Below are 12,573 nucleotides of genomic sequence, written 5' to 3' on the forward strand. Positions count from 1 at the left end.
ATTCAGGCACCTTCCCTTTCGCCGGGACGGCCCAGCAGTATGCGGGCCTCCCCCACCACTGTGATCGAACCGGTGATCAGGACGCCACCGGCCAGGTCATTGTTGGATTCGGCGCGTTCCACCGCCCACTCGATGGCGTCGTCGAGTTTCTCGGCGATGTGCACATCCTCCTCGTTCCAGCCCAGGTCCACGGCCATCTCGGCCAGTTCAGCTGCCGGGATGGCGCGCGGGGAACTGGACTGGGTCAGGCAGATTTCGGCGGCCTCGTCCCCGTAAGATTCCTTGAGGGTGCGCAGAATTTCCTCGCCGTCCTTTTCGGCCAGCACGCCCAGCACCACCACGAGCTTGCTGAAGGCAAACACTTCCTGGAGGGCCGCGGCGCTGACTGCTATCCCGGCGGGGTTGTGCGCTGCGTCGACCACGATGGTGGGCGAGGTGCGCAGCACTTCCAGGCGCCCGGGCGAGCTGGCGTTGCGGAAGCCCTCCTGGACCAGCTCGAGGTTCAGTTCCTTCTCCCCGCCTCCCAGGAATGCCTCAAGGGCTGCAAGGGCGACGGCGGCGTTCTCGGCCTGGTGCCCGCCGTGCAGCGGCAGCAGGATCTCCGGGTAGCGCCCGGCCAGTCCCTGCAGGACCAGCATCTGCCCGCCCACGGCGATGGTGCGTGACTCCACACCGAACTCCACACCCTCAAACTTGTACGTCGCGTGCATTTGCCGCGCCCTATCCAAAATGACCTGGGCCGCGTCCATGGGCTGGGCGGCACTGACCAGGAACGCGCCTTCCTTGATGATCCCGGACTTTTCTTCCGCGATGAGACCGGTGGTGTCCCCCAGCAGTTCCGTGTGGTCCAGGGAGATGGGCGTGATCACGGCCACCTGGCCGTCGCCCACGTTGGTGGCATCGGTGATGCCGCCCAGGCCCACTTCCAGCACGGCAACGTCCACGGGCTCGTCGGCAAAGACGGCGTAGGCAAGGATCGTCAGGCATTCGAAGTACGTCAGGCGCTGCTCGCCGGCTGACTCGAGTTCGGCGTCAACCATCTGCAGGTGGGGGCGGATTTCATCCCAGATCCGCACGAAGGTCGCGTCGGCGACGGGCGCGCCGTCAATGCTGATGCGCTCGGTGACCCGGCTCAGGTGTGGGCTCGTATACCGTCCGGTGCGCAGGCCGTGGGCCAGCAGCCCGGCCTCGATCATGCGCGCCGTGGACGTCTTGCCGTTGGTTCCGGTGATATGGATGATCGGGAAGGCCTTGTTCGGCTCCCCCAAATAATCCATGGCCCGGAACAGCGGCGCCAGGCGTGGTTCCATCTTGTTTTCGGGGGCACGGCCCAACAGCTCGGCATACACGCTTTCCACGGAGAATTCATCGTGGTCATGGCTCATGGGGCAACAGTCCGTTCAACAGTGATGGTGGTTTCAACGTCGCCCGGGACCAGTTCCAGGTCGACGGTGAGCGTTTCCTTCTTCACCAGTTCCAGGTTGGCGTGGAGAGCATCCACCACGTCCTGCGGGGCCTGGATGATGGTGCGGATGCGGTCGCTGACGTGCAGCTCGGCGTCCTTGCGTGCCTGCTGGATGGCGCGGACCATGTCGCGCGCCGTGCCCTCGGCCTCCAGTTCGGCAGTGAGCGCGGTGTTGAGCACCACGAAGCCGCCGCCGGGCAGCATCGCAACGGCCGTGGAAGCGCCGTCGTGCGCGTCGGATACCACTGTCTCCAGCGAGTATTCGGCGGGTTCAAGGACCAGGCCGCCTGCGGTGACCGTGCCGTCAACAGCCGACCAGTCGCCGGACTTGGCGCCCTTGATGGCCAGCTGGACGTCTCTGCCCAGGCGGGGGCCGGCCGCACGGGCGTTGACCACCAGCTTTTGCGAGATGCCGAACTCCTCCGGCGAGGCGTCGGCGGCATCCACAAAGCGGACGTGGCGGATGTTCAGCTCCTCGGCCACCACGACGGCGCCGCCGTCGAGCGCCGCGGCGTTCGGGGCCACCACGGTGAGCCCGGCCAGGGGCAGGCGCACCCGCAGCTTGGCGGCCTTGCGCAGGCTGGAGCCGGTGGAGCAGATCTGCTGGACCCGGTCCATCTGCTCCACGAGGGCGGCGTTGGGCACAAAGAGGTCCGCGTTGGGCCAGTCGGAGAGGTGCACGGAGCGCCCCCCGGTCAGACCGCGCCAGATCTCCTCGGTGACCAGGGGCAGGAGCGGTGCGGCCACGCGGCAGACCGTTTCCAGGGCCGAGTAGAGCGCGTCGAAGGCGTCCGCGTTCTCGTCAAAGAAGCGGTTGCGGCTGCGGCGCACGTACCAGTTGGTGAGCATGTCCAGGTAGCTGCGCAGCGAGTCGCAGGCCCCCGAGACGTCGTAGGCGTCCAGCTTGGCGCCCATCTCGCGCACCAGGTCCCCGGTGTTTGCCAGCAGGTATTCGTCCATGGTGTCGGTGTAGCCGTCAAAGCGCAGCTTCGCGTCGTGGCCCAAGCCGGAGTTGGCAGTGTTGGCGTAGAGCGTGAAGAAGCTGTAGACGTTCCACAGCGGAAGGATGACCTGGCGGACGCCGTCGCGGATGCCCTGCTCGGTCACCACCAGGTTCCCGCCGCGCAGGATGGGGCTGGCCATCAGGAACCAGCGCATGGCGTCGGAGCCATCGCGGTCCAACACCTCGGAAACGTCCGGGTAGTTGCGCAGCGACTTGGACATCTTTTGCCCGTCGGAGCCGAGCACGATGCCGTGGCTGATCACATTGCGGAACGCCGGGCGGTCAAACAGCGAGGTCGAGAGGATGTGCAGCATGTAGAACCAGCCGCGCGTCTGCCCGATGTATTCGACGATGAAGTCGGCCGGGTTGTGCGTGTTGAACCATTCCTCGTTCTGGAACGGGTAGTGGACCTGGCCATACGGCATGGAGCCGGAGTCGAACCAGACGTCCAGCACGTCCTCGACGCGGCGCATGGTGGACTTGCCCGTGAGATCGTCCGGGTTGGGCCGGGTGAGCTCGTCGATGAAGGGCCGGTGCAGGTCCACCTCACCGGATTTGTTGACCGGCAGGCGGCCAAAGTCGGACTGCATTTCGGCGAGGGAGCCGTACACGTCGGTGCGCGGGTATTCCGGGTCGTCGGACTGCCACACCGGGATGGGGCTCCCCCAGTAGCGGTTGCGGCTGATGGACCAGTCACGGGCGTTGGCGAGCCACTTGCCGAACTGGCCGTCCTTGACGTTGCCGGGGATCCAGTTGATCTCCTGGTTCAGTTCCGTCATGCGGTCCTTGAACTTGGACACTTCCACGTACCAGGAGGAGATGGCGCGGTAGATCAGGGGCGTGCGGCAACGCCAGCAGTGCGGGTAGCTGTGCACGTAGCTGGCCTGGCGGACCAGGCGGCCGGCCTCACGGACCACCCGGGTGATGGCCTTGTTCGCGTCAAAGACCTGCACACCGGCGATGTCGTTCAACGGCCCGCCCTCGAACAAAGGCAGGAACCTGGCGCCCTCATCCACGGACAGCACCACGGGGATGCCGTTCGCCTCGCAGATCTTTTGGTCCTCTTCACCGTAGGCGGGCGCCTGGTGGACGATGCCCGTGCCGTCCGTGGTGGTCACGTAGTCAGCCACGAGGATCTGCCAGGACTTGGCCGTGCCGTACTTTTCGTCGTCGGCAAAGTAGTCCCACAGGGGCTCGTACTTCAGGCCGGCAAGTTCGGAACCCACGTAGCTGGCGGTGACGGCGGCCGTCGCGGCAGCGACGTCGTCGTACCCCAGGTCCTTGGCGTAGGCGCCAACCAGGTCCGTGGCGAGCAGGAACTTCTCCCCGGCAGCCGTGGAGCCGTTCGGGCCCACGGGCACGACGGCGTAGCTCACCTGCGGCCCGACGGCAAGTGCCTGGTTCGTGGGCAGGGTCCAGGGCGTGGTGGTCCAGGCAATGGCGGCAACGCCGGCCAGCTCCTGCGACAGCGCTGACCCGCCGGCCAGGATCGGGAACGTGACGGTGACGGTCTGGTCCTGGCGGTCCTTGTAGACGTCGTCGTCCATGCGCAGTTCGTGGTTGGAGAGCGGCGTCTCGTCCTTCCAGCAGTATGGCAGCACCCGGTAGCCGTTGTAGGTCAGGCCCTTTTCGTGCAGCTGCTTGAACGCCCAGAGCACCGATTCCATGTAGTCGACGTTGAGCGTCTTGTAGTCGTTGTCGAAGTCCACCCAACGGGCCTGGCGGGTCACGTATTCCTGCCATTCACCGGCGTACTTCATGACGGAGGCGCGGCAGGCGTCGTTGAACTTGTCGATGCCCATGGCCTCGATCTGCGTCTTCTCCGTCATGCCCAGCTGCTTCATGGCCTCCAGCTCGGCCGGCAGCCCGTGCGTGTCCCAGCCAAAACGGCGTTCCACGCGGCGGCCGCGCTGCGTCTGGTAGCGGGCCACCAGGTCCTTCACGTACCCGGTCAGCAGGTGGCCGTAGTGGGGCAGGCCGTTGGCAAAGGGCGGGCCGTCGTAGAACACGAACTCGTTGGCGCCATCCTTGCCTGCGTCGCGCTGGTCGATGCTCGCCTGGAAGGTGCCGTCCTCGGACCAGTACTTGAGTACGCGCTCCTCCACTTCCGGGAAACGCACGGAAGCGGGCACGTGGTTGGATTCGGCGTGGAGGCCGGCGGCTGCGGAGGCCTTCGGGAAGTGGGTCATCACATCATCCTGGTCGTGGGCGGTCATTTCAGGATGCAAGGACGGCTTGCGCCGCGGTACCACCTCGCTTACCGCGCACCGGTTTTTTCATGCCAGGGTGCGGCCGCTCATTAACTGCTGTGACGGGCATACCCGTCCGGTTCTACTGGCCCCCGTGCGGGAGCGTTCTTCCGGAAGCTCACCGGTGATGGCCGGGTCAAAGCTTTGCTGTCCACTCTACGGGATGCGCGCACCCGCCCGCATCCCGCCGGCCGGTCAGCCCTGGCGGACCAGCTTGTGGTTGGCTGCCTGCGCCACGGGGCGGATGACAATTTGGTCCAGGTTGACGTGGTGCGGCAGCCCGACGGCGTAACCCACCACGTCCGCGACGTCCTCCGCAGTGAGGGGCGCCTCCACGCCCTGGTAAACCTTGTCCGCGGCTTCCTTGTCGCCGCTGAGCCGGTTCAGCGCGAACTCCTCGGTCTGCACCAGCCCCGGCGCGACCTCGATGACGCGCAGGTTGTTTTCCACTTCCTCCAGCCGCAGTGCGCCGGTGAGTGCGTGCTGGGCGAACTTGGCCGCGTTGTAGCCGGAGCCGCCTTCATAGGCCGCGAGCCCGGCGGTGGAGGTCAGGTTCAGGACCGTGCCGCGGCGGTGTTTGCGCAGCGCGGGCAGGAACGCCTTGGTCATTTTCATGGTCCCCATGACATTGACCTCGAACATCCACTCCCAGTCGTCGTTGTGCGCGGTGGCCACCCTGTCCGCCCCACGGGCTCCCCCGGCGATATTGATCAATGTGTCCAGGCCGCCGTGTCCGGCGACAAAGGCGGCCAGGGCGGCAACGTCGTCGTCCTTCGTGACGTCAGCGGCATAGGCAAGGGCACCGGTTTCCTGCGCCAGTTTCTCGAGCCGGTCCGCCCGGCGGGCCACGGCCACCACGTGCCAGCCGTCCGAGCGGAGCCTGCGGACGGTGGCGGCGCCAATGCCGGAGCTGGCGCCGGTGACTACTGCATGCCTGTACGAAGTGGGGGAGTTTTTAGTCATGGGACCAATCTAGCGCGGCCGCCCGACGGCTGCCGCGCACGGCCGCGCCAACGTGGGTTTCTCGTGGCTGCGTCATTCCGGGCGCACGCGGCTACCCAACTTCAGTCGCCACTCCGTTGAGGAAATCCAGCAGCACGGCGGCCTGGTTTTGATGCCGGTCCTTGGCGCTATACAGCAGCACCACCCTGGCGTGCTCCCCGGCCAGCCCGCGAGTCTCCCCGGCGGCGGGGTTGTGCTTCAGTTCCGCGCGGTAGTCCTTGACAAACGTGGCGAAGTGCTCCGGCTGGTGACCAAACGCGTTGCGGACTTCAGTGCTGGGCCCGGCCTCCTTGAGCCACACATCCACGCGGTCCTTCTTCTCGCCCCGCGGCCACAGCCGGTCCACCAATACGCGGTATTCGTCCGGCTCGGGATCCTCGTACACCCGCAAAATCCTCAGTGTGCCCATAGCCGCGTCATAGCCCCGGCCCTGATTTTTCTTCTGCACAGTATTACTCTGCAGGTGGTGCGATCCCTCTATAGGTGATGCGCAGGCGGACTCCCGACTTCGGCCATGCGCAGGGCTCACCGGCAGGTGCGGGGCCGCGCCTAAGCCGCTTCAGCGAGGCGCGGAACCCGTGGGCAGTTTGGCGCATGATGACTCCGGCGCAAAACTCGGGCGGAGTCCTGCGCATGCGTGAACCCCACCCGTGTCCCTGTCCGGCCCCGCCATGGAAACCTGCTTCCGCGGCAACTCATGAAAGAATTGGCCCATGGCTGAAAACATTCCGGGCACAGACACGCCCGCAACCACCACAAGCAACGTTCCCGACAAGCCGGCACTGGAGGGCCTGGAAGCCTCGCTGACCAGGCGCTGGCTTGACGAGCGCATCTACAGCTTTGACCGTGAGACCACGCGGGAGCAGGTGTACTCCATTGACACCCCCCCGCCCACGGCCTCCGGTTCGCTGCATGTGGGCCACATGTTTTCCTACACCCAGACCGATGTGCTGGCCCGCTACCAGCGCATGAACGGCAAGAACGTGTTCTACCCGATGGGCTGGGACGACAACGGCCTGCCCACCGAGCGGCGCGTCCAGAACTACTACGGTGTCCGCTGTGATCCGAAAATCACCTACGACGCCGGCTACCGCCCACCCGCGTCACCCGCCAAGAACCAGCGTGACTTCGACGTCGTCTCCCGCAGGAACTTCATCGAGCTGTGTGAAGAGCTGGCCGTGGAGGATGAAAAGGTTTTTGAGAACCTTTTCCAGACCCTGGGCCTGTCCGTCGACTGGGATCTGACGTACCGCACCATCGACGACCACTCGCGGGCGGTTTCCCAGCGCGGCTTCCTCGCCAACCTGGCCGCCGGCGACGCCTACATGGCCGAGGCCCCCACCCTGTGGGACGTCACCTTCCGCACAGCCGTGGCCCAGGCCGAGCTGGAAGACCGCGAAGTGGCCGGCGCCTACTACCGCTACCCTTTCTTCGCCGAAGACGGTACCAAAGTCTTTGTCGAGACCACGCGCCCGGAACTGTTGGCTGCCTGCTCGGCCCTGGTGGCCAACCCGGATGACGAACGGTACCAGCCGCTGTTTGGCAAGAAGGTCACCTCGCCGCTGTTCGGCGTCGAGGTTGAAGTCCGCGCCCACGCGCTGGCCAAAGCGGACAAGGGCTCCGGCATCGCCATGGTGTGCACCTTCGGGGACCTGACCGACGTCACCTGGTGGCGTGAACTGCAGCTGCCCACCCGCGCGATTGTTGGCCGCGACGGCCGCATCCTCGGGGACACCCCCGAGTGGATCACCACCGAGGAAGGCCGCGCGAACTATGCGGCGATCGCCGGCAAGACAGTGTTCAGCGCCAAGGAAGGCGTCGTTGCGATGCTGGCCGAGGCGGAGCTGTTGGACGGCGACCCCAAGAAGATCACGCACCCCGTGAACTTCTTTGAAAAGGGCGACAAGCCCCTGGAAATCGTTTCCTCCCGCCAGTGGTACATCCGCAACGGCGGCCGCGACGAGGACCGCCGCGAACGCCTGATCGGCAGGGGCACGGCAATCGAGTTCCACCCGCCGTTCATGCGCTCGCGCTACGACAACTGGATCTCCGGCCTCAACGGCGACTGGCTGGTCTCGCGCCAGCGCTTCTTTGGCGTGCCCGTTCCCGTCTGGTACCCGCTCGACGCCGACGCGAACCCGGACTATGACCACCCCATCGTGCCCGGCAGCGAAATGCTCCCGGTCGACCCCGCGGCGGACGCGGCCCCCGGCTTCACCGAAGACCAGCGCAACGCGCCCGGCGGCTTCATCGGCGACGCCGACGTGCTGGACACCTGGGCCACGTCCTCCCTGACACCGCAGATCGTGGGCGGCTGGAGCGTGGACGAGGACCTGTTCGGCAAGGTCTTTCCCTTCGACCTGCGCCCACAGGGCCACGACATCATCCGCACCTGGCTGTTCTCCTCGGCCGTCCGCGCCGACGCCCTCCAGGGAAGTGCGCCATGGAAACATGCGGCCATCTCCGGCTGGATCCTGGACCCGGACCGCAAGAAGATGTCCAAGTCCAAGGGCAACGTGGTGGTCCCCACCGACGTGCTCAACGACTTTGGCGCCGACGCTGTCCGCTATTGGGCTGCGTCCGCCAAGCTTGGCGCCGACACGGCCTACGAGATCGCGCAGATGAAAATCGGCCGCCGCCTGGCCATCAAGCTGCTCAACGCCTCCAAGTTCGCGCTGAACCTCGGCGCCACCGAAGCCAACGTGCTCACGGGCGCCACGGACGTTGCCACCAACGCCCTGGACCGTGCGCTCCTGGCCCAGCTGGCCGACGTCGTACGCCAGTCAACGGCGGCCTTCGACAAGTACGACTATGCCAAGGCCCTGCAGCTCACCGAAAGCTTCTTCTGGCACTTCACCGACGACTATGTCGAATTGACCAAGGACCGTGCCTACGGTGCGGCGGGCGCTGCCGGGCAGGCCTCCGTCCTGGCGGCCCTGGCCACCACACTGGATTCGCTGCTGCGCCTGTTCGCCCCGTTCCTGCCGTTTGCCACGGAGGAGGTCTGGAGCTGGTGGCGCTCCGGTTCCGTCCACCGGGCCCAGTGGCCCTCCGCCGTGGATGTGAACGACGGCGACACCACCATGCTGGCCACCGTCGGGGAGGCCCTGGGCGGCATCCGCAAGGCCAAGTCCGAGGCCAAGGTCAAGCAGCGCACGCAGGTGCTTTCCGCAACGGTGACGGCCGACGCCGCCAAGGCAGCGCAGCTGCGCGCCGGCCTCGGCGATCTCAAGGCCGCCGCCAACGCCCTTGAACTCACGGTTGCCGAGGCGATCGGCGAACTCACCGTGTCCGACGTCGTGCTGGCGCCGGCGGAGGAGCCCGTCCAGGCCTAACGGCTGATTTTCGCGAGCTTTTTCAGGCCCTTCTTCGGGGGTACACGCACCGGCTCCGGCCAACGGGGGCCGAGGGTCACGCCGCGCAGCTTCCTGGCAAACATCGACAGCACCCAGTCGTTGATCCACCGGTACTGGTCCCGTCCCCACTGTTTCCAGGTGGGGGCGGGACCCCGCTTTTTGTGCTTGGCCACGATTCCGTGGGGCACGCCCAGGAGGTCAAGGACCCGGCCGGCCATGTACTTGTGGCCGGCCTTGGACATGTGGAGCCGGTCGGCACACCAGAAATGTGGATTCCGGTAGGCGTCGAAGCTTGCGAAATCCACCACCAGGGCGCCGTGCCGTGCCGCGATCCGGCGGACGCCGTCGTTGTAAAGGTGGTTCTTGCGCCGCAGCGGGGACAGCACGGCGGAGACTTCCACGTCATAGCCGGTAAACAGCAGCAGCTGCGCGCCCGTGCCGGCCAGCCGGACCACGAGTGCCGAAGTCCATGATGTCGTTGCCGCCCGCGTACAGGGTGACCAGGGTGGGTTTAAGGGCCAGGGCGGGCACCAGCTGCTCGGCCGCGATGTGGCGCAGGCGCTTGCTGCGGATGGCCAGGTTGGCGTATTCCCAGCCGGGTTCATGCCGGGCCAGGCCCTCCGCCACGCGGTCCGCCCAGCCGCGCACGCCGTTGGGCAGGTACCCGCTGGGATCACCCACCCCTTCGGTGAACGAATCTCCCAGCGCCACGTACCTCATTCCATTCCGCGAATCAGCTCGAATCAGACGGCCGCCCGGGCAGCGCCAATTAGCTGTCCGGTCCCCTTCCCAATTCCGCGATAGTCCCAGCCGGCGGCACGCCAGCTGGCTGCGTCCAGGGCATTGCGGCCATCGAGCATGGCGGGCCTGGCCACGACTGCGGCCGCGTCCGCCGGATCGAGGGCCCTGAACTCCGGCCATTCGGTCAGCAGCATGGTCGGCTCGGCCCCGCGCAGGGCCTCCATGGCGTCCGGGTGGAAGATCAGCTGCGGCGGGTGCGCGAGCCACGCTTCTCCCCCGGCCTGCGGGTCGCTGACGGTGACCTCGGCACCCTCGGCGGCCAGCTGCAGTGCCATGTCGAGCGCCGGTGAGTCGCGGGTGTCGTCGGTGTGCGGCTTGATTGCCGCGCCCAGCACGGTAATCCGGCGGCCCGCCACCTGCCCTCCGCACATCCGCGCGGCGGCCTCGGCAGCCCGGTACCTGGCGTCGGCATTGATGCCGTCCACCAGGGAGAGCAGCTCGTCGAGCGATTCCACGCCGAGTTCCTGCGCCTGCGTCCGGAACGACCGCAGGCCCTTGGGCAGGCAGCCGCCGCCAAAGCCCACGCCGGCCTGCAGGTACCGCCGGCCAATGCGCGCGTCGTGACCCAGTGCCTGGGAAAGCTCGAGGACGTCGGCCCCGGCCTGCTCACACATCTCACCGGCAGCGTTGATGTAGGAAGGCTTCAGGGCCAGGAAGGCATTGGCGGCGACCTTGGCCAGCTCGGCGGTGGCGTAGTTGGTGGCCACGCACGGGGTGCCGCGGGGCAGCAGGGGCGCGTAAACGGCATCGAGCATGGCCCTGGCACGCGCACGGCCCTCCCCTCCGGCAGGCCGTAGACTATCCGGTCCGGGGCCAGGGCGTCAGCCACCGCGGTACCCTGCCGCAGGAACTCCGGATTCCAGGCAAACACTGCTCCCGTGCCCGCCAGCATCGCCGCCACCCCGGCAAGCCTGGCGGGGTCGGTGGTGAACACCAGCCGGCCGCTCTCGCGCCCGCTCCGCAGCAGGGACGGCAGCCCCGGTTCGTGAAAGGGAGCGTCCCCGCGGGCCAGCCGCCCCACCTTCGCACCGTCGGTGTCCAGCCCCACCACGTCGTGGCCGAGGGAGGCCAGCGCGGCCGCATGGCCGGAGCCCAGGTAGCCGCAGCCCACTACAGATATTTTCATTTGATTCCCCTCAGTCCGGCGTCGTACCGGGTGTGCTCGGCCACGGTTTCGCGATACAGCTCCATGAGCCGTTCGCACACCACGGTCCACGTGCGGCCCTGGACCGCTGCGAAGGCGGCGGCCCCGAAAGCGGCCCGCTTGGCGTCGTCGCCCATCAAGTCCACAACGTGGCCGCGCAGCTCGCCCAGATTCCCGGGCGGGTACAGCCATCCGGTCCGGGACGAGTCCACCAGGTCCACGGGGCCGCCGCGGCCGGTGGCGACCACGGGCACACCGGAGGCCATGGCTTCCTGGATGGTCTGGCAGAAGGTCTCAAGTTCGCCGGGATGGACGAACAAGTCAAGGGAGGCCATGGCGGTGGCCAGCTGCTCCCCGCCCAGGAAGCCGGTGAAGCGGGCCCGCGGCAGCGCATCCTTTAGTGCCTTACGCTGCGGCCCGTCGCCGACCACCACCAGACGGGTGCCGGGAATGTCGGAAACCGCAGAGAGGTCGGCCACCTGTTTTTCCAACGCCAGCCGCCCCACATAGCCAATGAGCTACTCGTCGTTGGGTGCCACAAGTCGGCGGAATTCCGCACTGCGCTTCGCGGGATGAACCCCCCCGGTGTCCACTCCACGGCGCCAAAGTTCCACGCGGGGAATGCCGTGGCCGCGGAGCTGGTGGATGGCTTCGGAGGACGGGGCCAGCGTCCGGTTGGGGCGAGGTGGATTCTTTCGACGCGGTTCCACGCCCAATTTTCCAGGAGCGGCATCCCGTACTTCGCCGCATAGCCGGGCACGTCCGTCTGGTAGACGGCCACGGTGGGCACGCCCAGCTGTTGGGCGGCACGCACAGCCCGCCACCCCAGGACGAAAGGCGAGGCCAGGTGGACAATGTCCGGCCCAAACTCGGCCAGCACCGCCCGCACCCGGGCCACACCGCCCACCGCAACACGCACATTGCGGTATCCGGCAACGGGCACCGCGGGCAGCCGCCAGACGGCGGCTCCTTCCACGACGGCGGGCGCATCCGCGAGCGTGGACGGGGCAATGACCAGAACCTCGTCGCCGCGTTGTTTCAGGTGCTGGAGGATTTTCAGCAGTGAATGGGTGACCCCATTCATGTCGGGCAGGAACGATTCAGCAACTATGGCAACCTTCACGCCTACAGCGTGTCCGTCGAACACTGCCGGCGGCAGGAGCAGTGGGAACGGGGCCGTGAAATGTGGGTTAACGCTTCTCCCGGGCAAAGGGGAAGCCCCATCGGCATTTTGCCGTCGGTGGGGCTTCGGCTTTCGGCCACCTCGTGACGTTTGGCGGTCTGCTGGACTCCATTGCTTTTCAGTGGTTTTAGCCGCGTCACCGGCTGCCAGTTCCTTAGTTTACGAGCTTACCGCCATGGGCGGTGTCTCAATGTGTTCTTCGGTTCTGCCACTGATTCTCTGGTGTCCATGCCCTCTCCCGAAGGATTGGGTAAGAAAAAGTATGCGCCTCTCTGCTGGGAAAAACAAGGGCCCGCGTTGACTCATCAAAGATGCCCGCGTAGCTGCTATCGAAGAATCATTTGGTAGTGCCCGCGTAGCGGCGCGTCTG

7 protein-coding genes and 2 pseudogenes are annotated in these 12,573 nt (G+C 66.7%); 1 reads left to right on the forward strand and 8 read right to left on the reverse strand.

The genetic code is table 11. The annotated features are described in order from the left end of the window. Positions 1-2: 2 nt before the first annotated feature. The 4 genes from CVV68_RS10520 to CVV68_RS10535 all read right to left on the reverse strand — a co-directional run bounded on the left by CVV68_RS10520 (position 3) and on the right by CVV68_RS10535 (position 6,167). A complete protein-coding gene (locus CVV68_RS10520; RefSeq protein ID WP_110500947.1) occupies positions 3-1,385 on the reverse strand; it encodes a bifunctional folylpolyglutamate synthase/dihydrofolate synthase in 1,383 nt (460 codons plus the stop codon). After that, positions 1,382-4,657 (reverse strand): isoleucine--tRNA ligase, encoded by a 3,276-nt coding sequence (ileS, locus tag CVV68_RS10525; protein ID WP_110500979.1) that lies wholly within the window; start codon positions 4,655-4,657, stop codon positions 1,382-1,384. The genes CVV68_RS10520 and ileS overlap by 4 nt, the downstream gene beginning before the upstream one ends. A 255-nt stretch (positions 4,658-4,912) precedes the next feature. Further along, a complete protein-coding gene (locus CVV68_RS10530; RefSeq protein ID WP_110500948.1) occupies positions 4,913-5,680 on the reverse strand; it encodes an SDR family oxidoreductase in 768 nt (255 codons plus the stop codon). A gap of 91 nt (positions 5,681-5,771) precedes the next feature. Next, positions 5,772-6,167 (reverse strand): DUF488 domain-containing protein, encoded by a 396-nt coding sequence (locus CVV68_RS10535; protein WP_245933463.1) that lies wholly within the window; start codon positions 6,165-6,167, stop codon positions 5,772-5,774. A 265-nt stretch (positions 6,168-6,432) separates the two neighbouring features. Here CVV68_RS10535 and valS point away from each other — a divergent pair, with 265 nt between their 5' ends. Further along, entirely contained in the window at positions 6,433-9,054 is a 2,622-nt protein-coding gene (gene valS, locus CVV68_RS10540) for a valine--tRNA ligase (RefSeq protein ID WP_110500950.1), read from the forward strand. Here the strand turns inward: valS and CVV68_RS10545 are convergent. The 4 genes and pseudogenes from CVV68_RS10545 to CVV68_RS10555 form a co-directional block, all read right to left on the reverse strand. Beyond that, positions 9,051-9,795: pseudogene (locus CVV68_RS10545) on the reverse strand (SGNH/GDSL hydrolase family protein). The gene valS and the pseudogene CVV68_RS10545 sit on opposite strands and share 4 nt — an antisense overlap. A gap of 23 nt (positions 9,796-9,818) precedes the next feature. After that, a complete protein-coding gene (locus CVV68_RS24750) occupies positions 9,819-10,583 on the reverse strand; it encodes a UDP binding domain-containing protein (protein ID WP_306415688.1) in 765 nt (254 codons plus the stop codon). After that, the gene (locus CVV68_RS24755; RefSeq protein ID WP_306415689.1) at positions 10,520-11,002 is read right to left on the reverse strand and encodes a hypothetical protein; all 483 of its coding nucleotides are present in this window, start codon (positions 11,000-11,002) and stop codon (positions 10,520-10,522) included. Before CVV68_RS24755 ends, CVV68_RS24750 begins: the two co-directional genes overlap by 64 nt. After that, a pseudogene (locus CVV68_RS10555) lies at positions 10,999-12,143 on the reverse strand (glycosyltransferase family 4 protein). Before CVV68_RS10555 ends, CVV68_RS24755 begins: the two are co-directional and overlap by 4 nt. Between the last annotated feature and the right edge of the window lie 430 nt (positions 12,144-12,573).

Source organism: Arthrobacter livingstonensis, assembly GCF_003219815.1.
GTDB classification, from domain to species: domain Bacteria; phylum Actinomycetota; class Actinomycetes; order Actinomycetales; family Micrococcaceae; genus Specibacter; species Specibacter livingstonensis.

Coding starts and splice junctions, on each gene's coding strand:
- CVV68_RS10520 (WP_110500947.1), bottom strand. CDS start 1,385: ATGAGCCATGACCACGATGAATTCTCCGTGGAAAGCGTGTATGCCGAG.
- ileS (WP_110500979.1), bottom strand. CDS start 4,657: ATGACCCACTTCCCGAAGGCCTCCGCAGCCGCCGGCCTCCACGCCGAA.
- CVV68_RS10530 (WP_110500948.1), bottom strand. CDS start 5,680: ATGACTAAAAACTCCCCCACTTCGTACAGGCATGCAGTAGTCACCGGC.
- valS (WP_110500950.1), top strand. CDS start 6,433: ATGGCTGAAAACATTCCGGGCACAGACACGCCCGCAACCACCACAAGC.
- CVV68_RS24755 (WP_306415689.1), bottom strand. CDS start 11,002: ATGAAAATATCTGTAGTGGGCTGCGGCTACCTGGGCTCCGGCCATGCG.